21 protein-coding genes are annotated in these 25,644 nt (G+C 69.0%); 5 read left to right on the top strand and 16 right to left on the bottom strand.

Annotated elements, in window-relative coordinates; genetic code table 11:
* The 5 genes from AB0K21_RS02000 to AB0K21_RS01980 form a co-directional block, all read right to left on the bottom strand.
* Entirely contained in the window at positions 1–399 is a 399-nt protein-coding gene (locus AB0K21_RS02000) for a cytidine deaminase (RefSeq protein ID WP_343968001.1), read from the bottom strand.
* Entirely contained in the window at positions 399–1,688 is a 1,290-nt protein-coding gene (locus tag AB0K21_RS01995) for an ABC transporter permease (protein ID WP_343968003.1), read from the bottom strand. Before AB0K21_RS01995 ends, AB0K21_RS02000 begins: the two co-directional genes overlap by 1 nt.
* Positions 1,685–2,824 carry an ABC transporter permease gene (locus AB0K21_RS01990; RefSeq protein ID WP_343968005.1) on the bottom strand — a complete coding sequence of 380 codons (1,140 nt, stop codon included), beginning with the start codon at positions 2,822–2,824 and terminating at the stop codon, positions 1,685–1,687. Before AB0K21_RS01990 ends, AB0K21_RS01995 begins: the two co-directional genes overlap by 4 nt.
* Entirely contained in the window at positions 2,821–4,371 is a 1,551-nt protein-coding gene (locus AB0K21_RS01985; RefSeq protein ID WP_343968007.1) for an ABC transporter ATP-binding protein, read from the bottom strand. Before AB0K21_RS01985 ends, AB0K21_RS01990 begins: the two co-directional genes overlap by 4 nt.
* A gap of 125 nt (positions 4,372–4,496) precedes the next feature.
* Positions 4,497–5,564, bottom strand: a complete 1,068-nt coding sequence (locus tag AB0K21_RS01980; RefSeq protein ID WP_343968009.1) for a BMP family ABC transporter substrate-binding protein — start codon at positions 5,562–5,564, stop codon at positions 4,497–4,499.
* Between the two features lie 1,064 nt (positions 5,565–6,628).
* Here AB0K21_RS01980 and AB0K21_RS01975 point away from each other — a divergent pair.
* On the top strand, positions 6,629–6,946 hold the full coding sequence (locus AB0K21_RS01975; RefSeq protein WP_343968011.1) for a hypothetical protein: 318 nt from the start codon (positions 6,629–6,631) through the stop codon (positions 6,944–6,946).
* Between the two features lie 203 nt (positions 6,947–7,149).
* On the opposite strand, the gene AB0K21_RS01970 is transcribed toward AB0K21_RS01975, so the two are convergent.
* The gene (locus tag AB0K21_RS01970) at positions 7,150–8,400 is read right to left on the bottom strand and encodes a M20 family metallopeptidase (RefSeq protein ID WP_343968013.1); all 1,251 of its coding nucleotides are present in this window, start codon (positions 8,398–8,400) and stop codon (positions 7,150–7,152) included.
* Positions 8,401–8,934: 534 nt separating this feature from the next.
* Here AB0K21_RS01970 and AB0K21_RS01965 point away from each other — a divergent pair.
* Positions 8,935–10,329 carry a peptide ligase PGM1-related protein gene (locus tag AB0K21_RS01965; protein WP_364147065.1) on the top strand — a complete coding sequence of 465 codons (1,395 nt, stop codon included), beginning with the start codon at positions 8,935–8,937 and terminating at the stop codon, positions 10,327–10,329.
* On the opposite strand, the gene AB0K21_RS01960 is transcribed toward AB0K21_RS01965, so the two are convergent.
* Entirely contained in the window at positions 10,288–10,506 is a 219-nt protein-coding gene (locus tag AB0K21_RS01960) for an SCO4848 family membrane protein (RefSeq protein WP_030912524.1), read from the bottom strand. The genes AB0K21_RS01965 and AB0K21_RS01960 overlap by 42 nt on opposite strands.
* 87 nt (positions 10,507–10,593) lie before the next feature.
* Between AB0K21_RS01960 and AB0K21_RS01955 the strand changes: the two genes are divergently transcribed.
* Positions 10,594–11,811 carry a D-alanyl-D-alanine carboxypeptidase gene (locus AB0K21_RS01955; RefSeq protein ID WP_343968019.1) on the top strand — a complete coding sequence of 406 codons (1,218 nt, stop codon included), beginning with the start codon at positions 10,594–10,596 and terminating at the stop codon, positions 11,809–11,811.
* A 27-nt stretch (positions 11,812–11,838) separates the two neighbouring features.
* Here the strand turns inward: AB0K21_RS01955 and AB0K21_RS01950 are convergent, their stop codons facing one another.
* The 5 genes from AB0K21_RS01950 to AB0K21_RS01930 form a co-directional block, all read right to left on the bottom strand.
* Positions 11,839–12,888 carry a hypothetical protein gene (locus AB0K21_RS01950; RefSeq protein WP_364147061.1) on the bottom strand — a complete coding sequence of 350 codons (1,050 nt, stop codon included), beginning with the start codon at positions 12,886–12,888 and terminating at the stop codon, positions 11,839–11,841.
* Positions 12,889–13,012: 124 nt separating this feature from the next.
* Positions 13,013–13,366, bottom strand: coding sequence for a PadR family transcriptional regulator (locus tag AB0K21_RS01945; protein WP_343968024.1), 354 nt, complete (start codon positions 13,364–13,366; stop codon positions 13,013–13,015).
* Between the two features lie 75 nt (positions 13,367–13,441).
* The gene (locus AB0K21_RS01940) at positions 13,442–14,362 is read right to left on the bottom strand and encodes a YihY/virulence factor BrkB family protein (protein ID WP_343968026.1); all 921 of its coding nucleotides are present in this window, start codon (positions 14,360–14,362) and stop codon (positions 13,442–13,444) included.
* A gap of 86 nt (positions 14,363–14,448) precedes the next feature.
* Complete coding sequence (gene trpS, locus AB0K21_RS01935) at positions 14,449–15,453, bottom strand: tryptophan--tRNA ligase (protein WP_343968028.1); 1,005 nt, start codon at positions 15,451–15,453, stop codon at positions 14,449–14,451.
* Between the two features lie 14 nt (positions 15,454–15,467).
* The gene (locus tag AB0K21_RS01930; protein WP_343968030.1) at positions 15,468–16,781 is read right to left on the bottom strand and encodes a hemolysin family protein; all 1,314 of its coding nucleotides are present in this window, start codon (positions 16,779–16,781) and stop codon (positions 15,468–15,470) included.
* A gap of 121 nt (positions 16,782–16,902) precedes the next feature.
* Between AB0K21_RS01930 and galE the strand changes: the two genes are divergently transcribed.
* Positions 16,903–17,862: a UDP-glucose 4-epimerase GalE gene (gene galE, locus AB0K21_RS01925; RefSeq protein ID WP_343968033.1), complete on the top strand. Its 960-nt coding sequence runs from the start codon at positions 16,903–16,905 to the stop codon at positions 17,860–17,862.
* Between the two features lie 29 nt (positions 17,863–17,891).
* Here galE and AB0K21_RS01920 read toward each other — a convergent pair whose 3' ends face one another.
* From AB0K21_RS01920 to AB0K21_RS01910, 3 genes are all read right to left on the bottom strand, one after another.
* The gene (locus AB0K21_RS01920; RefSeq protein WP_343968035.1) at positions 17,892–18,731 is read right to left on the bottom strand and encodes a hypothetical protein; all 840 of its coding nucleotides are present in this window, start codon (positions 18,729–18,731) and stop codon (positions 17,892–17,894) included.
* 153 nt (positions 18,732–18,884) lie between these two features.
* Positions 18,885–19,862: a malate dehydrogenase gene (locus AB0K21_RS01915; protein ID WP_343968038.1), complete on the bottom strand. Its 978-nt coding sequence runs from the start codon at positions 19,860–19,862 to the stop codon at positions 18,885–18,887.
* 158 nt (positions 19,863–20,020) lie between these two features.
* The gene (locus AB0K21_RS01910) at positions 20,021–22,309 is read right to left on the bottom strand and encodes a transporter substrate-binding domain-containing protein (protein WP_343968041.1); all 2,289 of its coding nucleotides are present in this window, start codon (positions 22,307–22,309) and stop codon (positions 20,021–20,023) included.
* A 244-nt stretch (positions 22,310–22,553) separates the two neighbouring features.
* On the opposite strand from AB0K21_RS01910, the gene AB0K21_RS01905 reads away from it, so the two are divergent.
* Positions 22,554–24,113 carry a hypothetical protein gene (locus AB0K21_RS01905; RefSeq protein WP_343968043.1) on the top strand — a complete coding sequence of 520 codons (1,560 nt, stop codon included), beginning with the start codon at positions 22,554–22,556 and terminating at the stop codon, positions 24,111–24,113.
* 212 nt (positions 24,114–24,325) lie between these two features.
* Here AB0K21_RS01905 and AB0K21_RS01900 read toward each other — a convergent pair whose 3' ends face one another.
* Entirely contained in the window at positions 24,326–25,540 is a 1,215-nt protein-coding gene (locus AB0K21_RS01900; protein ID WP_343968045.1) for an NADP-dependent isocitrate dehydrogenase, read from the bottom strand.
* Positions 25,541–25,644: the final 104 nt, after the last annotated feature.

Genomic DNA, 25,644 nt, shown 5'->3' with positions numbered 1-25,644 from the left:
TCAGGCCCCCCGGCTCAGGTTCTCGGGCCCGAAGGCGTACGGCAGGATCTCCGACATCGGCTTCGGGCCGTCGACGGTCTCCAGCAGCAGCTCGGGACCGCCGAACTCGTACAGCAGCTGGCGGCACCTGCCGCACGGCATGAGCAGTTCCTCGTGCCCGTCGACGCAGGTGAACGCGACCAGGCGGCCACCACCGGTGGCCTGGAGCGCGGAGACCAGCCCGCACTCGGCGCACAGCCCGATGCCGTAGGAGGCGTTCTCGACGTTGCAGCCGGACACGATCCGCCCGTCGTCCACCAAGGCGGCGGCGCCGACCGGGAACTTCGAGTAGGGGGCGTAGGCATGCCCCATGGCCCGCACGGCCTCGGCCTTGAGAGCCGCCCAATCGATTGCCACCATCAGTGCTGTTCCCCCCGGCGGTAGCGCACCCCGTCCGCCTGGGGTGCGCGCAGGCTCTGCGAGGCCGCGGAGAGCACCAGCAGCGTCAGTACGTGCGGTGTGATGAAGACGAACTCGTTGGGCAGCTTATCGACGGTCATCCAGAGCCAGATCAGCAACACGGCGGCGAGCAAGGCCGCCACCGCAGCCGTGTACTGCCTGACCCCGGGCTCTCCCGCGGCCAGGCGCCTGCGGACCTCGCGGCCGGTGTAGATCAGCAGCAGCAGGGCGCCGAAGAGCAGCAGGCCGGTGACCGCCTGGGAGCTGCGGAGCTGGAGGCCGTCGGCGTAGCCGAACAGGGAGGCTCCGGCGGCGAGGCCGCCGGGCCGCCAGTTACCGAAGATCATCGCCGCCAGCCCGATGAACCCCCGGCCCGCGGTCTGCCCCTCGACGTACTTGGTGGTCACGAAGACCAGGAACACGCCGCCGAGGCCGGCCAGCGCGCCGGAGATGACCGTCGCGAGGTACTTGGTCAGGTAGACGTTGACGCCCAGTGACTCCGCCGCCCACGGGTTCTCGCCACAGGAGCGCAGCCGGAGCCCGAAGGAGGTGCGCCACAGCACGAAGAACGTCAGCGGGATCAGCGCCACCGCCAGGATGACCAGGACGTTCACGTCGTGGGTGAGGCCGCGCAGGATCCCGGCGACGTCGGAGAGCAGGAACCAGTGCGTGTTCTCCAGCTTCCCGAGCAGATCGGGACCGTCGGACAGGATCGGCAGGCTGACACTCGGCGCCTCGGAGGAGAGCGTGGGCGAGGAGGTGATGCCCGCGCCCTTCTCGCCCGCGGCCGTGCCCTGCGCGTACAGCACCTCGGACAGGAAGCGGGTGACGCCGGGGCCGAGGAGGTTGATCGCCACACCGCTGATGATGTGGTCGACGCCGAACGACACGGTCGCGATCGCGTGGATCAGGCCGCCGATCGCACCGCCGGCCAGGCCGGCGAGCAGCGCCGCGGTGGCCCCCCACTGGTAACCGGCCCATCCGGCGAACCAGGTGCCGAGCACCATCATGCCTTCGAGGCCGATGTTGACGATGCCCGCGCGCTCGGCCCACAGCCCGCCGAGACCGGCCAGCCCGATGGGGACGGCGAGCAGCAGGGCCGCCGAGAAGGTTCCCGAGGACGTGAGCTCGGGCGCGCCCGCGATGACCCGCGCCAGGGAGAGCAGCAGGATGAGCGCCGCCACCCCGACGAGCGCCAGGTGGTAGCGGCGTACGCGACGGGCTTCCGAGGATGCCACGGACGTGGTCATGCGGCCACCTCTGCTCGCTGAGTGGTACCGAGTTGACGGGCGGCCCGCCGTTCCTCCTGGCGTATCGACATCCGGCTGGTGACCTCGTTGGCGATCACGACCATCAGCACGATCGAGCCCTGGATGATGGCGACGACGGACGGCGGGATGTCGGCGAACTGCAGGGGCGCGGCCGCACGGTCGAGGAAGCCGAAGAGCAGCGCGGCCACCGCGATGCCGACGGGCTTGTTCCTGCCCAGCAGCGCGACCGCGATACCGAGGAAGCCGAGGCCGGCGGTGAAGTTCGAGCCGTAGGCGTGGGTACGGCCGAGGATCTCCGGCAGGCCGATCAGGCCGGCGATCGCGCCGGAGAGGACCATCGCGGAAATCACCATGCGCTTGGCGTCGACGCCGGAGGCGAGAGCGGCCGGCGGGTTCAGACCGCTGGCCTTGACCTCGAAGCCGAACCGGGTGCGTTCGAGGACCAGCCAGATGATCACGCCGAGCAGGATCGCCACCATGAGGAAACCCCACAGGCCGCCGCGCGGGGCGGGCAGGCCGAACATCTCGAACAGGACGTTCAGGTTGGGGAACCACGCCGATTCCGGCAGCTCGGGGGTGGACGTCGTCAGCTTCCCCTCCGTGCGCTCCCCCGCGAACGGGCCCCGGACCAGGAAGGCGGCGAGGTTGACCGCGATGTAGTTGAGCATGATCGTGGAGATCACCTCGTTCACGCCCCTCGTCACCTTGAGTACGGCGGGGATGAACGCGTAGAGGCCGCCCACCAGCATCGCGACCACGATGATCAGGGTGATCTGGATCGGCCCTGGGAGCACGAACTGCGACCCCACGAAGGCGGCGACGATCGCCGCGATCCGGTACTGCCCCTCGACACCGATGTTGAAGAGGTTCATCCGGAAGCCGATGGCGACCGCGAGGCCCGCGATGAACAGCGGGACGGCGCGGTTGACGATGAAGGTGATGGCGTTGACCACCTGCGGCTGGGTGTCGCCGAAGTCGAACATCGCCCCCAGTGCGGTGACCGGGCTGGCTCCGGCGGCCAGGATCGCGATGCTCGAGATCCCCATGGCGAGCAGTACCGCCACCACCGCACCCGCCACGGTCAGCAGCGTGCGTTGCAGCCTCGCGGGCATCATGACCTCTCCTCCGCGATGGCACCGGTCATGTATCCGCCGAGTTTTTCGGGGGTGACCTGGCCTGGGTCGAGGCGGGCCACCATGCGCCCGCCGTAGATGACGTGGAGGGTGTCCGACAGGCCGATCAGCTCGTCGAGGTCGGCCGAGATCAGCAACACCGCGAGACCGCCCGCGCGAGCGGCGCGCAGGTGGTCCCAGATGGCGGCCTGGGCGCCGACGTCCACTCCCCGGGTCGGATGGGCGGCGATGAGGAACTTCGGGTCGCCGCTCATCTCACGTCCGACGATCAGCTTCTGCTGGTTGCCGCCGGAGAGCGCCAGGGCGAGGGTGTCGATGCTCGGGGTACGGACGTCGTACTCGCGCACGATGCGCTCGGTGTCCTTGCGCGACGCCGCGCGGTTCACCCAGATCCCCTTGCGGGCGGGCTTCATGGTCTGGTGGCCGAGCACCCGGTTCTCCCACAGGGACGCCTCGAGCAACAGCCCCTGGCGGTGCCGGTCCTCCGGGATGTAGCCGATGCCCGACTCGCGGCGGCGGAGCGTGGACCAGGCGGTGATGTCCTCCTCAGCGAGGAGGATCCGCCCGCCGTCGAGCGTCCGCAGGCCCATGATGGCCTCGATCAGCTCGGACTGGCCGTTGCCCTCGACCCCGGCGATGCCCAGGACCTCACCGGCGTGGACCGTGAAGCTGACATCGGAAAGGAGTGGTTTGGCACCCGTTCCCTGGAGGGTCGCGTCACGCACGTCGAGGACGACGCGGTCGGTGACCGTGGAGTCCCTGGTCTCCGGGGTGGGCAGCTCGCTGCCGACCATCAGCTCGGCGAGCTGCCTGGCCGTCGTGGAACCGGGATCGACGCTGGCGACGGTGGTGCCGCGCCGGATCACCGTGATGGCGTCGGCGATGCTCAGCACCTCGTCGAGTTTGTGCGAGATGAAGATGACCGTGAGGCCGTCGGCCTTGAGCTCGCGCAGGTTGGCGAAGAGCTCCTCGACCTCCTGGGGGACGAGGACGGCCGTCGGCTCGTCGAGGATGAGGACGCGCGCGCCCCGGTACAGGACCTTGAGGATCTCCACCCGCTGCCGGTCACCGACGCCGAGTTCCTCGACCATCCGGTCGGGGTCGACCCGCAGGCCGTGATCTCCCGCGAGCTGGACGATGCGCTTGCGCGCGCCCTTCACATCCAGGACTCCGGCCTTCGCGGGCTCGGCGCCGAGGATGATGTTCTCCAGCACCGTCAGGTTGTCGGCGAGCATGAAGTGCTGGTGCACCATTCCGATCCCGGCCGCGATCGCGTCGCCGGGGGTGCGGAAGGTGACCTCCTCGCCGTTGACGTAGATCTTGCCCTCGTCGGGCCGCTGCATGCCGTACAGGATCTTCATCAGGGTGGACTTGCCCGCGCCGTTCTCGCCCACGATGGCATGCACGGAACCGGCCTCGATGACGATCCGGATGTCATGGTTGGCGACGACGCCGGGAAAGCGCTTGGTGATGCCCTCCAGCTTCACCGCGGGGGGCGTCACGGCCGGGGTGTCCGAGCTCGTCGACAATGCGTTCTCCTGAGGAGCCAACCGGCTCGCGGATCGTGATGAGACAGGGAGAAGCCCGGGGGGTGACCCCGGGCTCTCGGAAGTCGTTCCCCGCCCCCTTTTTCGAGGGGGTACGGGGAACAGGCTTACGGCTTCGAGGGAACAGTGATCGAACCGTCGACGATCTTCTTCTTGGCCTCGTCGACCTTGGCGGCGACGTCGTCGATGAAGCCACCGGAGGTGGACAGGCCGACGCCGTCGACCTTCAGGTCGTAGACGGCGTTGGTGCCGCCCTTGGCGCCACCCTGGAACGCCTTGATGAACTCGAACACGCCGACGTCGACCCGCTTGAGCATCGAGGTCATGATGACCTTCTTGAGGTCGGCCTCCTTGACCGTCTCGTACTGGTCTGAGTCGACGCCGATGGCCTGCTTGCCCGCGGCGGCAGCCGCCTGGAAGACGCCCAGGCCGGAGTCACCGGAGGCATGGTAGACGATGTCTGCGCCGTCCTGGTACATCTTCTCCGCGGCGATCTTGCCCTTGTCCGGGGCCTTGAAGCCGCTGAAGTCGCCGTCCGGGGTCAGGTACTTGATATCAAGCTTGATGTCCGACTTGACCGACTTGGCGCCGGCCTCGAACCCGGCCTGGAACTTCTTGATCAGGTCGTTCTCGACGCCGCCGACGAACCCGAGATGGTTCGACTTGCTCTTCTCGGCGGCCGCCACGCCCGCGAGGTAGGAGCCCTGCTCCTCGGCGAAGAGCAGACCGGTCACGTTCGGCCCGTTGGAGGCCGAGTCGACCACCGCGAACTGGACGTCGGGGAACTCGGCGGCGGTCTTCTGGATGTCCTCGCCGTAGGCGAAGCCGACACCGACGATCGGGTTGTAGCCCGCCTCGGCCAGCTGGCGGAGCAGTTCGCCGCGGTTGGAACCGTCGGCCGCCGGGCTGAGGTCCTTGATCTCGGCGCCGAGTTCCTTCTGCGCGCGCTCCAGACCGGCGTAGGCGGAGTCGTTGAAGGACTTGTCCCCGCGACCGCCGACGTCGTAGGCCAGGCCGACCTTCAGCCCAGACGCCTGGGGTGCCTCGCTGCTCGCTGCGGAGCTGGCCGCCGGGCTCGCCGTCGTTTCCGTACCGCCACCACAGGCGGCCGCTGCCATGAGCATGGCACCCGCCGCGGTGACCATCGTCATCTTGCCGAACTGACTGCGGAGCAAGGTGACTCCTCCGTCCCTCTTCGCCGTAACTTGTGCACGCGCGAAGGAACGCACGGCAACCCTGCACGGAATGTAGTTGGTCGGGCAGAGCACTCCAAACCGTCACACAAGTCCGCAACCTGCCTGTTACCGACATCAAGCGAGACTGTGACCAGAGGAAACTTCATGCCCGAAGCTTTCCCTAAGGATCAATACTCCTAAGGCTGGGCTCTTGGCCTCTTCCGGCCGAGCCTCCTCTCCGATGGATAGGCCAATCCCATGGCCACCCCTCCACTCGGCCCCTATACCAGATCCTCTGTGTGGAGTCAATGAGATCTCGGCGCGGAACGTCGCACAAGCCAAAGCGGCCAAACCTTCACCGGAAGACCAGTCCTTGCACGAAACAGCTTCGCGCTTTCCTAAATAGGACCCAAGTTAAGGTTTACCCAACAACAAGTACGGGGAAGCGGAAAAATCGGGGCGTCTCCACGTTTCCAGAACATCGACAAAAACGGCCCCATGACCATAGGCATAGCCACCCCTGGGATCAGGCCGGACACACACCGTCACGACTCAAGTTCTTGCATACTTCATAGTGCACATGAAAAGACACGCCACGTTACAGTCATTCAGTCATTGACAATGAAGATAATCTATCTTTACATAGAGGAGGTTGATCGCCAGGCAACCGTTACCCCCTTCCGCCTAACGGATTTTCCGCATGCGGGCATGCGCCCCCGAAAGGAAGACAAGCATGGAGCGAATCAAATCGGCCGTCATTAGCCTGACTGGAACGGGAATGCTTCTAATGGCAAGTATTGCCATGGCCCCGGGTGCTCAAGCGGAAGTTTGGGACTGCGGTTCCAGCTATAGCGCCGACGCTGCTTCAGCATACTGTGATGGAGGTTACGGCTCCTACCGAGTGAAAGCTAACTGCGCTTCGCCACGGTACCCATACAACATCACCATCTACGGCCCGACCGTAACCAAGCTCCGAAACGACCAGCCCGGTCCCGTCTCCAGTGTGTCGGCGGTTGGCTACAACTGCAACATCACCTCGGCCAGCGTTCAGGTATAGGGAAAAGATGGTCAAGTCAGCCCTGGCAACTCTAGTCGGCGTAGGGGTATTCTTTGCGGCAAGTGCCGCCATCGCCCCGAGTGCTCAAGCAGAAGTCTGGGACTGCAATTCCTACTACAATACTGAAACAGCCTCGGCATACTGCGATGAAGGCTACGGCTCCTACCGAGTGAAAGCTAACTGCGCTTCACCACGGTACCCATACAACATCACCATCTACGGCCCAACCATAACCAAGGTCCGGGGCCAACTTGGCGACATCTCCAGAGTATGGGCGAGCGACTACAACTGCAATATCACCACCGCCAGCATTCAAGTATTCTGAGGAATAAATTCGTACCGGAAACCCTTCTTGCCCGTCGCGTCTACAGCCACTTCATGTAGCTGCTTATCCTCATCTCACGAAAAGCGAGTGACGCGATCCGGCTCTGGCGACGCCTGAAGATAAACCTCATGACAGCCGAGGCCGTGGGGATTTTCCTCCCCACGGCCTCGGAAACATCCAGTACCCAGAGTCTGAGTAGACTCTCAGCGAGTCATCTGTCCTGGTTCAGTTTCCACAAAAGGTTCGCCAGTGAGGGGGCGCTGCCCCTCCCAGAGTGCGGTCAGCGCGGTCGCCGCGAGGAACCGCACCCCGATGCCGATGGCACTCTCGTCCACGTCGAAGGTGCCCTGGTGGATGTCCGCCAGGTGCGCCGTCCCCGGCTCGCGGGTACCGAGCCTGGCGAACGCGCCGGGGATGGACTCCAGGTACCAGCCGAAGTCCTCACCCCCCAGGCTCTGCTCCGTCGGCCCGGAGGAGCCCTCACCGAGCACGCCCTCCGCGGCCTCGGCCAGCATCTGCACACTGATCTTGTCGTTGACCACCGGCGGCACGCCGCGCGTGTACTCCATCTCGGCCTCGACGCCGTACGCGCCCGCGACCGACTCCAGCAGCGACTTGATCATGTCGGGGGCCGCGTGCCAGGCCGCCTCGTCCAGGCAGCGCACGGTGCCCTCGGCGACGCCGTCGTCCGGGATGGCGTTGGCCACCGAGCCCGCCTCCACCCGGCCCCAGACCAGGCTGAGCGAGGAGCGGGGGTCGATCCGGCGGGAGAGCGCGGCGGGCAGCTCGGTGAGGATCTTGGCGAGCGCGAAGACGAGGTCGGCGGTGAGGTGCGGCCTGGCGGTGTGCCCGCCGGGACCGCTCACCCGGATCGTCACCTTGTCGCAGGCCGAGGTGATGGGACCGGCTTTGAGGCCGACCCTGCCGACGTCCAGCCGGGGGTCACAGTGCAGGCCGAAGATGCGGTCGACACCACTGATGCCGCCGGAGGCCATGACCTCGAGCGCACCGCCGGGAAGCTCCTCGGCGGGCTGGAAGATCAACCGGACCCTGCCGGGCAGCAGGCCGGCCTCGGCCTGCTGGGCGAGGAAGAGCGAGGTGCCGAGCAGGACCGCGGTGTGCACGTCGTGGCCGCAGGCGTGGCACACGCCGGGGACCGTCGAGCTGTAGGGGACGTCCTTCTCGTCCGGCACCGGCAGCGCGTCGATGTCGGCCCGCAACGCCACGGTGGGACCGTCGCCGCTGCCGACGTCACAGAGCAGGCCGGTGCCGCGCGGCAGCACCGAGGGGACCAGCCCCGCGGCGGTCAGGCGCTCGGCGACGCGCTGCGTCGTGCGATATTCGGCGAACGCGAGCTCGGGATGCATGTGCAGGTCTCGACGGAAGTTGATCAATTCCTGCTCGCGACCGGCGAGGAACGTGTCGAGTTCTCCCCGCAAATTACGCCCCCGCATTGTTCACCGTCCTATTCCGCGCCGGCAATCCTTCATCCTCGACGCACCGTGCCACTGCCCAGGATCTCGAAAACCATGAGGCAGCCTCGAAAAAAGTGATCGCCGCACCGACGGGCCGGAGTGGGTCTCACGGGCCGTGTCAGCACGGGCTGGTCGACGCCGACGCGGGAGCTGCGAGCCTGTGGTCGGGGGCAGCCGTCGCATTGGCGATGACAACGACTTTATCTCGCCCCGCGAGCAACTCGCCGACATCCACGCCAAATGTTTTGCCACCCCATACCTCACTCGTACACCTTCTCCCCCGAGAGAACCAGACGAGATGACTCGTATTGACTACGGGACGGTAGTCATGTGGGGTGACGGCCCGGCCGGAGGATGACAGCCCCGAGCCACTTCCAAACATCGCCGACCTGGCAATTTACCTGACCTCAGGGTGCCGGTCATCGAACCCGGCGGAGTGATGCAAATGGGATGAATGCATGTTTCACTCCTCACATGATCGCTAACATCCCATTCGGGGAGAGGCAGTCGCGTTTGAGCATATTTGAACCGGACGAGGGCATGCTGGTGGTCCTTCCCTCGTTGTCGCTTCCCCAGGATGAACTGCGCAGGATCACCGGAGCCCTCTGCTACGAGGAACGACTACTCTTCCTGCTCCTCACCCTGAGAGAGCCGAAGGTCGAGGTCGTCTACCTCACCTCGATGCCGGTGAACGACGCGGTCGTGGACTACTACCTGAGCTTCCTCGACGATCCGGACGAGGCCCGCACCCGCCTGCAAATGATCAGTTTGGATGATCCCGACACGCACCCGCTCAGCGAGGCGCTGCTGCGCCGCCCGGATGTGATCGAGCGGGTCCGCGCCGCGCTCGGGAACCGCCGGAAGACCCGCGAGGACGGCGGCGCCTGGATGGTGCCGTTCGTGGTGAGCGAGTACGAGGAACGCCTCGCCGAGCTGTTCTCCCTGCCGGTGTACGGCCCGGCCACCGCCCTGGCCCACCTGGGGTCCAAGAGCGGTGGACGCGCGATCGGCGACGAGGCCGGGGTGCCGACGGTCAGGGGCTTCGGCGACCTGCGCTCGCTGACCGAGGTGGAGCACGCCGCCCGTGCGATGAGCCCCACGACCAAGCTGATGGTCAAGCTCAACAACAGCTACTCGGGACTCGGCAACGCCATCGTGACCAAGGACGACCGGCCGCTCGTCTCCTGCCCCACGAGCTTCTCCGCCTCCGACGAGAACTGGACGACGTTCGCCGAGAAGATCGCCGAGCGGGGGGCGGTGATCGAGGAGTTCATCGAGGACCGGCCGCTGCGCTCCCCCAGCGCGCTGGCCAGGATCACCCCCGGCGGCGGCTACGACGTGGTCGCCACCCACGAGCAGGTCCTCGGCGGCCCCAACGGAGATGTCTACCAGGGCTGCAGCTTCCCCGCCCGGCGGGAGTACCGCGCCGAGCTGGGCGCGTACACCGAGCGGATCGCCGGGGTCCTGGCGGAGCGCGGCGTGGTGGGACTGTTCGGCGTCGACTTCTTCGCCGTCAAGACCGACGGCGGCTACCGGACGCTGCTGTGTGAGATCAACCTGCGCATCGGCGGCACCACCCACCCGCTCGGTGCCGCGATCCTGACCACCGGCGCGTCGTACGATCCCGGCACCGGCACGCTGATGCGCGACGGGCGGCCGAAGTACTACGTGGCGACCGACAACTGCGCCTCCCCCACGCTGAAGGGCCGCACCCCCGGGGAGGTCGTCAAGCTGGTCCACGACGCGGGTCTCGGCTTCGACCGCGAGAGCCGCACCGGGAACGTGCTGCACCTGCTGGGTGCGGTCACGGAGTTCGGCAAGCTGGGCTTCACCAGCATCGGCGACTCCGCCGAGGAGGCCGCCGAGCTACACCGAAGAACCCTGCTCACGCTGCGACCAACCGCGTAGGCCGATCACGCCGAGCACGATCGCGAGCACGATGTTGACGGCGATCAGGATTCCGTGGACCACGTAGAAGGCCGTCGGGTGGCCGTCCGCGAGGTTGAAGCCAAGGTTGATCCATTCGAAGATCATGAAAGCGGCAAGGCCGATCAGAAAAGCGGCGATCTTTCGTGATATTTGCATGATGTCAGTATCCCGCCGAGTGGCCCGTACCTGGTCAGGGCACCTCTAACTCTATGCGAACCGGCACGAAGCTACCCTGAGATCATCATGGGGATCAAACATCTCGCGCCCGTCGGGGTGCTGCTCGCGGCGACCACCTTTCTCGGCGCACCCGCTCAGGCCAGGACCGCCGGCGTGTCCACGATCGGTTCGCCGGCCGGTCCGCGTGGCGCGGATCTCCTGAACGACCTCGGGGGGTGGCCGTCGGGCACCGGTTCGCTGGGCCCGCACGCGCGGGGCGAGAGGGAGCCGGTCGGCGGCTCCCGGCTCGGCGAGCGGGGCCTCATCGTCCCCCCGGGTGTGAAGGCCCCGCCGAAGACCGCCGCGAAGGCGTACGTGATCGCCGACGCCGAGACCGGCGCGGTGCTGGCGGCCAAGGACGCCCACGGGCGCTACCTGCCCGCGAGCACGCTGAAGGCGCTGACCGCGCTCACCCTGATCCCGAAGCTGGACAAGAAGCGGAAGATCAGGCCGAGTGCCCGCGCCGTGAACGAGGAGGGCAGCGCGGTCGGCCTGGTCACCAAGCCCCTCTACACCGTCGACGACCTGTTCAAGGCGCTGATGCTGGTCTCGGGCAACGACTGCGCGATGGCGCTGGCCGAGGCCAACGGCGGCCTGGCCGCGACCCTGGCGGACATGAACGCCGAGGCCAAGCGTCTGCAGGCTTTCGACACGGTGGCCAAGACCCCCAGCGGGCTGGACAAGCCCGGCCAGAGCAGTTCGGCGTACGACCTGGCACTGATCGCCCGTGCCGGCCTGGCCAACGCCGATTTTCGGCGATATATCAGCACAAAGACTGACAAGTTCCCGGCGCCCAAGGGCTACTACGAGATCGGCAACCACAACAAGCTGCTCTGGCGCTACAAGGGCATGATCGGCGTCAAGAACGGCTGGACCTCCAAGGCCCTGGGCAGCTTCGTCGGCGCGGCCAAGCGCAACGGTCACACGATCATCGTGTCGATCATGCGCCACGACGGCTACTTCTGGGAGGAGGTCGCCGACCTGCTCGACTGGGGCTTCGCCAACCGCGGCAGGGCCACCCCGGTCGGACAGCTGGTCGACCCGATCCCCGAGCCCACCCCGCTGCCCGCTCCACCGACCGCCTCGGCGCCTCCCGCAGTCCCCACACCTGGCTCCGGACGGAACCCCGCCGCGGCCGCCAGACCCGCCGACGAGGGCGTCCCGATCGGCTACTACGTCCTCGGCGCGGGCCTGCTCGGCGGCCTGGTCTGGCTGGTGTACGGCCTGCGCAGGCGCTTCCGCTGAGGCGCGTTCCGCGGCACACGACCAGGGTCACGGATACGCCGTCCGGGGAGGCTCTGGCGACGGCCCCCTGGCGGCGGGCAGGGCCCTGAATCCCAGGACCGCGAGCACCAGGGCGACCAGCAGGAGCGCCGCCGTCTGGCCGAGCGTACTGAGCATGATGGTCCGGCTCACCTCGTCGGCGGCGTCGAAGCCGTGCTCAAGCCTGGCGAGGCGGGCGCAGAGCACCGGCACCGCCAGGATCGCCAGGGCCAGTGGCCACGAGGGCGTGCGCCGGGCGGGAGAACGGAGGTGCAGGTACCCGTAGCCGACGCCCGCGCCCAGGATCAGCGTGCTCGCCAGCCCGAGGGGGTCGAGCCACGGCCACCACCAGGCGGGCAGGTCCGGGGACGCCACCAGCCGGAACAGCGCGTCGAACGCGATGCCCGCGGCGAGCGGAGGCAGGAGCAGCCACAGGGGACGGCGAGCCGGCCGGGCGTCACGATGGAAGCCCGCCCACAGAGCCGACAGGGTGACCACCGGCGTCAGCGACCGGACCAGTGCCTCGAACGTGCCCCCCACCTGATCCGTCAGGACGTACGACTCCGCCACGAAGGCGAGGAGGGCCAGTACCTTGGCCGTGCGCACATGGCCCAGGACCAGCGCGACGAAGGGTGCGATCCAGGCGGCTCCGGCCAGGCTCGTCAGGACGTTCGCGAGCCGCTCGACCGATCCGAAGGGCCCTGTCACCTGGGCGAGCGAGGGGTCGACCGCGCCGATCACCCCGTACTCGCTCAGGGCGGCGATGAGGGTCAGGACCGCGAGGAATGCCTGGAGGAGCAAGCCCAGTAGAGCCACCAGGCGGACCGTCTCGCCCCACGAGAGGGATCTCGGTGCCGCGCCCGCACCGCCGAGACGGACCCGGACCGCCAGCGCGGCCACACTGGCGATCTCCGACCAGCGGGGCCGGGGCCCGTCCGCGTCGGAGGCGTCCGGCGACCCCTCCAGGAAGACGGCGACCATCTCCTCCTCGCGCTCGGCGCGGTAGGAGGCGGGCAGCAGGCGCAGCCAGTAGCGGTAGCGCTCCTCCAGCAAACTCACCGGCGCACCAGGCCCTCGATCCGCCCCGGGGGCAGCCGGCGCATCGCTCTGCTCGTTCATCGATGAAATCGTCCTCTCGCTAGTTCTCGCGAGTTCATCAGGCGCACCCGGAACGCACTCGGCCTTACGCCGGCCCGCCCGCGGCGGACGGACGTCCGTGCCTGGCACGGAGGCGGTCGACCGCGGTCCTGGCGTTGTCCGCGAGCCGGACGGCCTCGGCCTCCAGCGTCCGCGACCCCGCGTCGGTGAGCCGGTAGTAACGGCGCAGCCGCCCCTGCTGGACCTCCTCGCGGTCGAGAGCCACCAGCCCGTCGCCCGCCAGCCGGTCGAGCACCCCGTACAGCGTGCCGACCTTGAGCCGGACCCGCCCGCCGGACAGTTGCTCGACCTCCCGCACGATGCCGTAGCCGTGACACGGCGCATCGACCAGCGCGGTGAGGATGAGGAAGGCCGGCTCCGTCATCGCCCTTGGAGTCATGCCTCGCAGCATATATCGGGAAGCATGATATTAGGTAGAGCGAACCAAGGGCGGCACCCGGACGGTGGCCGGCCGTCAGGTGGGGATGGCGTTGGCGGGAACCGGAGTGGGATAGGGCGGGGGGCCGAGGGAGGCCGTCGCGGTCCAGGCGGCGGCGTACATGATGACCCGGGCCGAGAGGTTGATCCACACCAGCAGGCCGACCACCACGGCGAACGCCCCGTAGATGGGATTGTTCAGGGTGTGCCCCAGGAGCAGCGCCGCGAGCTGCTTGAGCAGGGCGAAGCCGACCGCGCCGAACAGCGCGCCGCGCAGCAGCACCCGGAACGGCTGCCTGGAGCGCCCCAGCCAGCGCAGGATGATCAGGAAGACGACCACGTCGGCGAGCACGCTGACGGTCACGCCGACCAGCCAGATCGTGCCCCTGCCGACCGCCGACTCCGACAACCCCAGCCATTCGGCCACGGTCCCGCTGGCCTGGGTGGCGAAACCGCCGACCAGCACCGAGGCGACCATGGTGGTGCCGACGAGGATGAGCGCCGACAGGTCCCTGAGCTTGGCCAGGAAGAAGTTGAGCGGCGGCTCGGTCGTCATGGAGATCTCGCGCAGCGCGCCACGCAGGGCGTCGATCGCGCCGAGCCCGGCGTAGAGCAACCCGATCAGGCCGATGACACCCGCGCTCGCCCGCGAGCCGGCGATCTCCTGGATCGGCAGCTTGTCGGCGAGACCCGGCAGGTACTGGTTGATCGCCTGTCGCAGGGTCGCGGTGGCGTCGGGCCTGATGGACAGGAAGTAGCCGAACACCGCGAAGGCCAGCGCGATGATCGGGAAGAACGACAGGAAGGCGAAGTAGCTGACCGCTCCCGCGAGCCGGTCTCCGGACTGGATCTGGTATCGCTGGAAGGTCCTGACCAGATGGTCGAACCAGGGCCACCTGATCCGGGCCGCGCCCAGCACCGCTCTGAACCGTTCACGACCCGCTTGCACACGTTCCATCACACTCGCCACGTGCGCCCTCTACCCAGTCACCGCCGTCCCGATCGTGGACGGCGGTGAAAAAGCAGCCGTGCGTACCCGGAGGGTCACGGGGTGGGCAGGAAGCCCACCCGGTCGCGGACCTTGGCCATGGTCTCGGCGGCCACCGCACGGGCCCGCGCGGCCCCGACGGCGAGCATCCTGTCGAGCTCGGTCTCGTCGGCGAGCAGCTTCTCGGTCCGCTCGCGGATCGGGGTGAAGGTGTCGACCACGAGCTCGGCGACGTCCTTCTTGAAGGTGCCGTACCCCTGCCCGACGTAGCGGGCCTCCAGCTCACCGATGGGAGTCCCGCTCAGCGCGGACTGGATGCGCAGCAGGTTGGTGATGCCCGGCTTGTTGTCGTCGTCGGCGAGGACCTCGGAACCGGTGTCGGTGACCGCGCGCATGACCTTCTTGCGGAGCGGCCCCGGCTGCTCCAGCAGGTCGAGGATGCCGGCGGGCGAGGAGGAGGACTTTGACATCTTCGCCGTCGGCTCCTGGAGGTCGGTGATCTTCTCGACCCCCTTGACGATGTGCGGCTCGGGCACCGTGAAGGTCTCGCCGAAGCGGTGGTTGAAGCGCTGCGCGAGGTCGCGGGTGAGCTCCAGGTGCTGCTTCTGGTCGGCGCCGACCGGAACCTTGTTGGCCTGGTAGAGCAGGATGTCGGCGGCCTGCAGGACCGGGTAGGTGAACAGGCCCACGCTGGCCGAGCTCTCGCCGTGCTTGGCCGACTTGTCCTTGAACTGGGTCATCCGCCCCGCCTCGCCCATGCCGGTGAGGCAGATCAGCACCCAGGCCAGCTCGGTGTGCTCGCGGACGTGGCTCTGCACGAAGACCGTGGACCGCTCAGGGTCGAGACCGGCGGCGAAGAGCTGGGCGGCGGCGACCCTGGAGCGCCTGCGCAGCTCTTCCGGCCGGTAGTCCACCGTGATCGCGTGCAGGTCGACGACGCAGTAGAAGGCGTCGTAGCCCTCCTGCATCGCGACGTACTGCCGCACCGCGCCGAGGTAGTTTCCCAGGTGGAAGGAGTCGGCGGTGGGCTGGATTCCCGACAGGACGCGAGGGCTGGCCATAGCCACCAATTCTGTCAGCTGTCGGGAGTGGTCGGTGCCTCGGTCCGCGAAGTACTCCGCTTGATCCTGACCCTGGCGACCCTGCGGCCGTCCATGTCGGTGACCTTCAACTCGAATCCGGGGATCTCCACCCGCTCCCCGAGCGCGGGCAGGTGGCCGAGTCTCGACATGACGAACCCGCCGAGGGTCTCGTACGGGCCGTCGGCCAGGCGGATCCCGCTCTCGGCCGCCACCTCGTCGAGATTGGCCAGCCCGTCGAGCTCGACCTCCCCCGCGGGCAGCGCGACGTGCTCGTCCGCCACGTCGTGCTCGTCGCGGATGTCGCCGATCAGCTCCTCGACCAGGTCCTCCAGGGTGACGATGCCCGCGGTGCCGCCGTACTCGTCGACCACGATCGCCAGGTGGTGTCCCTCCCTGCGCATCTCCGACAGCGTGGCCATCACCCGCTTGCTGGTGGGGACCAGCTTGACCGGGCGGATCGGCACCAGCTCGCTGATCGGCTCGATGGAGCCGGTCAGCACCGGGTCGAGCAGGTCACGGATGTGAACGAAGCCCACGATGTCATCGTAGGAGTCGCGGTAGACGGGGAAGCGGGAGTGCGGCATGGCCGCGGCCAGGATCGCCGCCTCGGCCAGCCGCGTGTCGGCGGCCATGAACTCCACCTCGGTGCGCGGCAGCATCACCTCGCGGAGCTGCCGCTTGCCCGCCGCGAAGACCTCGCCGATCAGGTGGCGCTCGTCGTCGGTGAGCTCCTGGTGGCCCACCACCATCTCGCGCAGTTCCTCCGTGGAGATCTCCTCGCGGTCGGTGCCCGGGTCGCCGCCGAGCAGCCTCACCACGCCGTCGGTGGACTTGGACAGCGCCCAGATGATCGGCCGCGAGAGCGCGGCCATCCTGTCGAGGAACGGCGCGACCAGCAGCGAGATCCCCTCGGCGCGCTGCCTGGCGATCCTTTTCGGCGCGAGCTCGCCGAGGACCAGCGAGGTGTACGAGATCACCAGCGTCACCAGTACCAGGGCGAGCGGGTTCGCCACGGCCTCCGGCACCCCCCAGCCCGTCACCACCGGGATGAGGTCCCTGGCCAGGGTGTCGGCTCCCAGGGCGGCCGAGAGCATGGTCGCCACGGTGACGCCGATCTGCACCGCGGACAGGAAGCGGTTGGGGTCCCGGGCGAGCCTGGCGGCCCTGGCCCCCCTGCGCCCCCGGGTGCCGAGCCGCCTGACCTGGCTCTCCCTGAGGGAGACCATGGCCATCTCGGCCGCGGCGAAGAAGCCTCCGATCAGTACGAAGAGCATGACCAGGGCGATGTTCGCCAGGACGCTGTTCACGAGATCGTCTCCGTCATGGCGGTCGCCCGTTCCGGCGGTGGCCGATATTTGATGTGCCAGCATATGCTGGCGTAGAGTTACAAAAACAAACAAGTACAAACAACATCAAACAGGAGGCTCCGTGAAGCTGCTCGTCACCGGAGGCGCCGGATACATAGGCAGCGCCGTGGCGGCACAACTCGTCGAGGCGGGCCACGAGGTCACCGTGCTGGACGACCTCTCCACCGGCCACGCCGACGCGGTGCCACCGGGCGCCCGCTTCGTCGAGGGGTCGATCACCGAGGCCGCCGGGGTGCTCGACGGCATCGACGGCGTGCTGCACTTCGCGGCGAAGTCCCTGGTCGGCGAGTCCGTGGAGCGGCCCGGCCTGTACTGGGCGCACAACCTCGGCGGCACCCTGGCCCTGCTCGACGCCATGCGGGGCGCCGGGGTGGGCAGGATCGTCTTCTCCTCCACCGCCGCGACGTACGGCGAGCCGGAGCGCTCCCCGATCCTGGAGACCGACCCGACCCGGCCCACCAACCCCTACGGCGCGTCCAAGCTCGCGGTCGACACCGCCCTGAGCGCGTTCGCCGGACTGTACGGCCTGGCCGCGGTGAGCCTGCGCTACTTCAACGTGGGCGGCGCCTACACCGCCGGGGACGGCAACGTCTACCGCGAGCGTCACACCACGGAAACCCACCTGATCCCTAACATCCTCGCCGTCCCGCTCGGCGGACGCGAGTCCGTCAGCCTGTTCGGCACGGACTACCCGACTCCCGACGGCACATGCGTGCGCGACTACATCCACCTGGCCGACCTCGCCAGGGCCCACCTGCTGGCGCTGGACGCCTGCTCGCCGGGCGAGCACAAGATCTACAACCTGGGTAGCGGGACCGGCTTCTCGGTCTCCGAGGTGCTGTCGGTCTGCCGCGAGGTGACCGGCCACGAGATCCCCGCGGTCGTGCGCGAGCGCCGTGCCGGTGACCCGGCCGTGCTGGTGGCCTCCTCCGAGAAGGTCCGGCGCGAACTCGGCTGGAAGCCGGAGCACCCGTCGCTCCGTGACGTCGTCGCCGACGCCTGGGCCGCCCTGAACGGCTGACCGCCTCCCGCCACATCGGAGGGCCACGCCTACCTCAGACTGAAGCGGGCCGTGTTGTTGGCCGGACGGCGGTCACCCAGCCGCAGGGAGTAGACGGTCGCCTCGGCCCGCGGCGCGTGCCCGCGGGCCACGAAGGCGAGCATGAAACTCACCCTCCTGCCCGCGCCGACCGTACGCAGCCTGCAGCCGACGTAGGCGGGCTGGGGGTCGCACCGCGCGCCTCTCGCCGACATGAGGCGCGCGCCGCCGGTGTCGAAGAAGACCCCGGCGTCGTGGACCCGCCGCGGCCCGCGGTTGCGCACCACCGCGGACACGGTGACCAGACGGCCCGCGCGCGCCCCGCGCGAGAGCCTGACCGCGAGGTCCGTACCGTCGTCCACCTCGGTCAGCGTCCGGGAGTGGTTGTTCGTCTCGTCGTCGTCCACGACCTCGGAGGAGAGCGACGCGCTCGCCGTCAGCGGGCCCCGCGCGCCGGGCCTGACCACCCCGTTGATCGTCACCCCACCGGTCTGCCCGGCGGGGACGTCCTTCGTCGCGGCGCAGACCACCTCACCGGTGGTGGCACCGGGGAGGCACTCGGCGACGTTGACCCCGATCACCTCCACCCCGTCGGGCAGCCGGACCGTGAGCAGCGGCAGCACCGCGTCTCCGGGACCGGCGTTGCGCACCTCGGCGCGGTAGGTCAGCGGCTGTCCCGGTTGCGCGCGCTTCGGGGAGACGGTCAGCCGCACCGACAGGTCGGCGCCGCCCCATCCCTCGTCGTCGGGCGAGGCCGACGCCGCCCGGGGTACCGTCGCGAGCACGAGACAGATCACCCCTGCGACGACCCGTACCGCGACGTGCTCCCTGAACAGCGATCCCCCGACCATAGGTGATCATTGAACGCCGGGACACACCACTCCGCGATGATCGACACGCCGCCTTTTCCGTTCGCCGTCCGCGCGGCCGGGAAGCCTGGCGCGCTCCGGTGACCTGGGACGCGAAAGGGCCCCGGCATGCCGGGGCCCCGTTCGAACGTCGGCTCAGATGAGACCGAGCTCACGCACCGCGGAACGCTCCTCCTCAAGCTCGCGCACCGTGGCGTCGATCCGCTCGCGGGAGAAGGCGTCGATCTCCAGGCCCTGGACGATCTCCCACTTGCCGTCGCGCGAGACGACCGGGAAGGAGGAGATGAGCCCCTCGGGCACGCCGTACGAGCCGTCGGAGGGGATCGCGGCCGAGGTCCACTCGGCGCCGTTGACCCAGTCGAAGACGTGGTCGATCGCCGCGTTGGCGGCGGAGGCGGCCGAGGACGCGCCGCGGGCCTCGATGATCGCGGCACCGCGCTTGGCCACGGTGGGGATGAAGGTGTCGCGCAGCCAGGCCTCGTCGACCAGCTCGGCGGCGATCTTGCCACCGACCTCGGCGTGGAAGAGGTCGGGGTACTGGGTGGCGGAGTGGTTGCCCCAGATGGTCATCTTCTTGATCTCGCCGACCGGGACCTGGAGCTTGGCGGCGAGCTGGGAGAGCGCGCGGTTGTGGTCGAGGCGGGTCATCGCGGTGAAGCGCTCGGCCGGGACGTCCGGGGCGTGCTGCTGGGCGATGAGCGCGTTGGTGTTGGCCGGGTTGCCGACCACCAGCACGCGGATGTCGTCCGCCGCGTTGTCGTTGATCGCCTTGCCCTGCGGGCCGAAGATGCCGCCGTTGGCCTGGAGGAGGTCTCCGCGCTCCATGCCCTTGGTCCGGGGGCGGGCGCCGACCAGGAGGGCGACGCTGGTGCCGTCGAACGCCGCGTTCGCGTCATCGGTGACCTCGATGCCGCTCAGCAGCGGGAACGCGCAGTCGTCGAGCTCCATCGCGGTGCCCTCGGCGGCCTTGACCGCCTGCGGGATCTCCAGGAGGCTCAGCTTGACCGGGACGTCGGCGCCCAGCAGCTGGCCCGAGGCGATGCGGAAAAGCAGCGCGTAGCCGATCTGACCGGCGGCGCCGGTGACGGTGACCTTTACGGGAGTCTGGGCCATGACCTTCCCCCACTCGAAGGATGAATTGTGACGCTCGGATGTTACCCGTCCGCGCTGGACGACCATCCGGCGAGTGCCCCATCCGGCTTCCGCGCGGCGGGCGCCCCGACGGGCATGGCGGCGCCGGCGGATGGTCTTCGAGTCTCCCCGCCGAAACCCTAGGCGCAGGTGGCCATGGCGGGGCGGGCGTTCTCCCGTCCGGGGAACTTGACCCTGGAGAAGTGCTTGTCGAGCAGCCTGCGGACCGTGCCGTCCTTGTAGAGGGCGGCGATCGCCCCCCTGACGGCCTCGCAGGTGCGCCTGTCGCCCTTCTTGAGGGCCACCGCGTAACGCTCGTCGGTGAGCTTGAGGCCGAGCAGCTTGTAGCGGATGGTCTCCCGGTTGCCGAAACCGGCCAGCAGCAGGTCGTCGCCGGGAATCGCGTCGATCTCACCGGCCCGCAGCTTGTCGACGCACTCGGAGTAGGTCTGGGCGGGGACCAGGGTGAGCCGCTCGACCACGTCCTGGATCACCGCCACGGAGACGCTGGCGGCCGGCTGGCACATCCGGCTGCCCTCCAGGCCCTTCACGGTCACGATCGGCGAGCCGTCCTTGACGAGGGCGTCGACATGGGCGAGGTAATAGGGTCCCGCGAAGGTGACGTCGTCGGTGTCGTTGATCGAGTAGGTCGCCAGGACCAGGTCGATGTCACCGTCCGCCAGCAGCTTCGGCCGCTCCGCGCGGGCGGTGGACCTGAAGGTGACGCCGCTCTCCGGCACCCCCAGCGCCTCGGCGATCTCAAGGGCCAGGTCGATCTCGAAGCCGCCCCACTTCCCGCCGTTGTTCAGCGCGATGCCGGGCAGGAAGTCGCGCACCCCGATGGTGAGCCTGCCCGTCTTGGCGGCCTTGTCGACCACCGAGGTGTACGAGGGGCGGCCGGTCTCGGCCGGCTCCGGCCCGCCCTGGGAGACGGCCCCCGGCCACCAGCGGACCGCGGCGAGCGCCGCCCCCGCGAGCAGCAGCACGGCCACCCCGACGGCGATCCAGCGCCTCCCACGCGGGCGCCGCGGCGCCGCCGGCCCGCCGACCCGGGTCGTGGACACCTGCCAGCTGGGCGGCGGCACCTGCCCCGGCTGTTCCGGGGAGGCCACGTTGTCGCCGTATCCGGGAGACGAGGGGTACTCCCGGTAGCCGGAAGAGGACGGGTACTCCCGGTAGCCCGGCGAACGGCGCTCCGGAGGGTGGCGGTCGGGGTGGGCCGGGTTCTCCGCGGGACCGTGCGAGGACGGGAGGTCGCCCCGGCCGGGGGTCTCACGGCGTTCGCCCTGATCCGGCCGTCCGGCCCGGCCTCCCTGCCCCTCCGTACCGGCGCCCTCCCGACCGGGGTGGGAGGGCGGGGCCTGGGCGGGGTCTCCCATCCGGAACCCGGTGGACGGAAGGACCGGCTCACCCGGGGCGTTCGTCCGGTGGGTCGGGGTGCGCATGAGACTGGTCGCGTCGTCGTCGGGGCCCTGGCCCGGGGCGCGGGGCCGGGACCGGTCGCGGCCCTGATCACCGGCCTGGGACTCGCCGCGGTTCCGGACCCGGGAGCGGAGCTCGTCGGGGGCGGCGACCTTGGCGCCCTGGGTGAGGATCGCGGGCGAGGCGTTCACCGTCTCGGGGTGGCCGAGCATCCGAAGCAGGATCTGGTCCGCCGAGGGCCGGTCGGCGGGTGACTTGGCCAGCGCCGAGGCGACCACACCGCGCAGCGGCTGCGGCAGCGAGCCGAGGTCGACCTCGTGGTTGAGGATGCGGTTGAGCACCACGGCGATCGACCTCCCTTCGAAGATCGTCTCGCCGGTCGCGGCGAACGCGACGGTCGCCCCCCAGGCGAAGACGTCGGTGTGCGGCCCGACGTCGGAGCCGGAGATCTGCTCGGGCGCCATGTAGGCGGGCGTGCCGATGGCCCGGCTGGTGATCGTGCCGGTGGAGTCGAGGATGCGGGCGATGCCGAAGTCGACGACCCTCGGGCCGTCGGCGGCGATGAGCACGTTGTCCGGCTTGAAATCGCGGTGCACGATCGCGGCGTGGTGGATCGCGGTGAGCGCGGTGGCGGTGCCGATCGCCAGCCGCTGCAGCGCGGCGCCCCGCAGGGGGCCGTCGGTCTCCACCACCTCGCGCAGCGACCTGCCCTCGATGTACTCGCTCGCGATGTAGGGGGTGTCGCCTTCGAGGTCGGCGTCCAGGACTCCCGCCGTGCAGAAGGACGCGACCCGCTGGGCCGCCCGCGCCTCCCTGGCGAACCTGGACCTGGCGGTGGCGTCACCGGAGAACTTCACGTGCAGCAGCTTGATCGCCGCCCGCTCTCCCGCGGCGTTGATTCCGAGGTAGACGATGCCCTGCCCGCCTTCGCCGATCTTCCCGACGACGCGGAACGGCCCGAGCTGGCGCGGCTCTCCCGCTTCCAGTGGCGCGATCTCCGACATCATCGTCCCCACGGTCTCGTAATCTCCGACGTGGCAAACTTTACGGCGCCATGACCCATACCCTCCCTTTGTTATCCCGACGTGACCTCAGTTTTCCTGCAACGTGGCCATGTCCGTAGCCCCCGTCATGGTGAGATGCCAGACACATTCACCCCCCAATCTCCGACATTCACCCCAATCTGGCGCTCCAGCCGCTTAGATCGCTACCGTTGTACGTCCCTCAGGCAAGCCGGAGCAAAAAACTTCCATGCGCCGATATATCGGTTATCGCGAGTTCGTCCAGCGCGATCAGCGTTCCCTCGTCGGCACCGCCCTTCTTCTCACCGGCAGCCACGAGCAGGCCATCCGCCTCGCCCTGCGCTCCTTCCAGACGGTCGCCCTCTCCTGGCCGCCACCGGTGTGGGAGAACCCCACCACACATGCCCAGATCGCGCTCTACCGCCGCTTCCTGGCACGGCCGAGCGCCGCCGGGCCGACGGCTCTGGTGCGGCTGCCTCCCCGGCAACGCCTCCTCGCCGTCGCCTGCCTGCACGACGGCAGGAGCCACGCCGAGATGGCCGCCGCCCTCGGGATGCCTGAGGAGACCGTGCAGGCCGAGATCACCGAGGCGGTCGACACCCTCACCAAGGGCGACAGGGCCCGCCTCGTCAAGAGGATGTCCACCGCGGCGGGCGAGGCGTCCGTCCCCGACCTCAGCGCCCGGTCCATGCGCACGCTCAGGCGGCGCCGCAACCGGGGAGTCCTCCTCACCGTGGCGGCGGCGCTGGTACCGGTCGGCCTGATCGCCGCCTTCGTCATGCTCCAGCGCGCGGAGGTGTGGAACTCGGCGCTGGGCGAACGGAACCGGCCGCACGCCGCACAGGCCCAGGAGCCGGTACGGGCGGTCTCCAGCCCCGCGCCGAGCGCCACCCCGGCACCGTGGCAGGCGCCACGGACCTCCTCGGTGATCCGCTACGCGATCCCGGGACGCTGTCCCGGCCAGGGCGTCCAGGCGGACGGCACGTCCCCGGCGCGGGCCGGCGACGTGACCTGCGCGGGCTGGACCCTGAAACTGGTCTCCGGCGGCTCTGAGAGCTCCACTCCCGGCCTCCCCGCGTGCGAGGGCGCGGATCCCTGCGAGTCGACGCTGAGCGTCCCCGACGCCGCTCAGCGCCTCGCGCGCGGCGACGGCGGAAAGCACCACCGACTGGTTCCCGCCATCAGCCACGACGGGCGCCGCATCGCCTACCTCAGCGCGGCGGAGCGCCGCTATGTCGCCCACGACCTCGGCAGCGGGGTGAAGCGCTACCTGTCGCCGGTTCTCGCCTCCGCCGACACCGAGAACGGCACGCTGGTGAGCGTCTCCGCCAACGGCCGCCACTTCACGGTCACGCTCGGCGAGCGGCGGCTGCGAACCGACTTCACGACCGGTGACCTGACGTCCGTGCCCGCGGAGCAGCTGCCTCCGACCGAGAAGGCCGCCGCCTGGCTCGGCAAGAGGTACGACACCTGGGCCGACTCTCCCAGCGGCAGGTACTCCGCCGCGATCGTCGCGGGGAAGGGCGAGGACCCCCACAGCCTCCATGTCATCGACGCCGAGTCGCGGCGGGTCTTCAGGCGGCTCTCGCTCCCCGAGACGGAGCGGCCCGCCACCGCCGAGGTGGTGAGCTGGCTGGACACCCGCGAGGTGGTCGTCAGGATGAGCGCCGGGGACGGCGGCGAACCCCTCGGCCTCTTCCGGGTGGACGCCGTCACCGGACGGGCGCGCCCCCTGCCCGGCCTCCCCGCCGATGCCCCGATCGTGCTGGGGGCCGCGGTGACCTCCTGATCCCGTACGACGAGCGGCAGCCTCGTGACCCCTGCGGCAACGGGAAAGGGGCCGCCGTGGGGGCGGGACACGGCGGCCCCGCGACAAGTGGGAAAATACGGAAAAGGCCGCCCCGTCCTGGAGACGGGGCGGCCTCGTGACCCCCTGCGACAGGGAAAGGGCCGCCGTGGGGGCGGCCCTTTCCTCGCGGTCGGGGGTCGGCCTGACGCCGGTCAGACCATCTTCTTCTTCAGGTTCTCGTCCAGCGCCGCCAGGAAGTCCTGGGTGGTCAGCCACTTGGCGTCGCCACCGACCAGCAGGGCGAGGTCCTTGGTCATCTGGCCGCCTTCGACGGTCTCGACGCAGACCTGCTCCAGCTTGTCCGCGAAGTCGATCACCGCGGGGGTGTTGTCGAGCTTGCCGCGGTGCTGGAGGCCCCGGGTCCACGCGAAGATCGAGGCGATCGGGTTCGTGGAGGTGGGGTTGCCCTTCTGGTGCTCACGGTAGTGACGGGTCACCGTGCCGTGGGCGGCCTCGGCCTCGACGGTCCGGCCGTCGGGGGTGAGCAGGACCGAGGTCATCAGGCCGAGGGAGCCGAAGCCCTGGGCGACGGTGTCGGACTGGACGTCGCCGTCGTAGTTCTTGGCCGCCCAGACGTAGCCGCCCTCCCACTTGAGCGCCGCCGCGACCATGTCGTCGATCAGGCGGTGCTCGTAGGTGATGCCCGCAGCCTCGAAGTCGGCCTTGAACTCGGTCTCGAAGACCTCTGCGAAGATGTCCTTGAACCGGCCGTCGTAGGCCTTCAGGATCGTGTTCTTCGTGGAGAGGTAGACCGGGTAGCCGCGCGACAGGCCGTAGCGCATGGAGGCGCGGGCGAAGTCGCGGATCGAGTCGTCCAGGTTGTACATCGCCATCGCGATGCCGGGGCCGGGGAAGTCGTAGACGTCGAGCTCGATCGGCTCCGAGCCGTCCTTGGGCGTGTAGGTGAGGGTCAGGGTGCCCTCGCCGGGGATCTTCAGGTCGGTGGCGCGGTACTGGTCGCCGAACGCGTGACGGCCGATGATGATCGGCTTGGTCCAGCCGGGGACGAGCCTCGGCACGTTGGACATGATGATCGGCTCGCGGAAGATGACTCCGCCGAGGATGTTACGGATGGTCCCGTTCGGGGACTTCCACATCTTCTTGAGGCCGAACTCCTCGACCCGAGCCTCGTCAGGAGTGATCGTGGCGCACTTGACGCCGACTCCGTACTGCTTGATCGCGTTGGCGGCGTCGATCGTCACCTGGTCGTCGGTGGCGTCGCGGTGCTCGATCCCGAGGTCGTAGTACTTCAGGTCGACGTCGAGGTAGGGAAGGATCAGCTGGTCCTTGATGAACTGCCAGATGATCCGGGTCATCTCGTCGCCGTCAAGCTCGACGACGGGGCCCTCTACCTTGATCTTGGGCATGCGTGTGGTTCCCCTTCTGAACTAAATTGGCCAGACAGTCCTTTTTGAGGCTCACTGGCCGTTGAGGCTATCGGACCGGGTCGACCGCCCTGCGGCGTACCCGC

The sequence above is a fragment of the Streptosporangium sp. NPDC049248 genome, from assembly GCF_040678965.1.
GTDB classification, from domain to species: domain Bacteria; phylum Actinomycetota; class Actinomycetes; order Streptosporangiales; family Streptosporangiaceae; genus Streptosporangium; species Streptosporangium fukuiense.
Note: the sequence above shows the minus strand (reverse complement) of the source record. Positions and strands in the feature narration are given on the sequence as shown.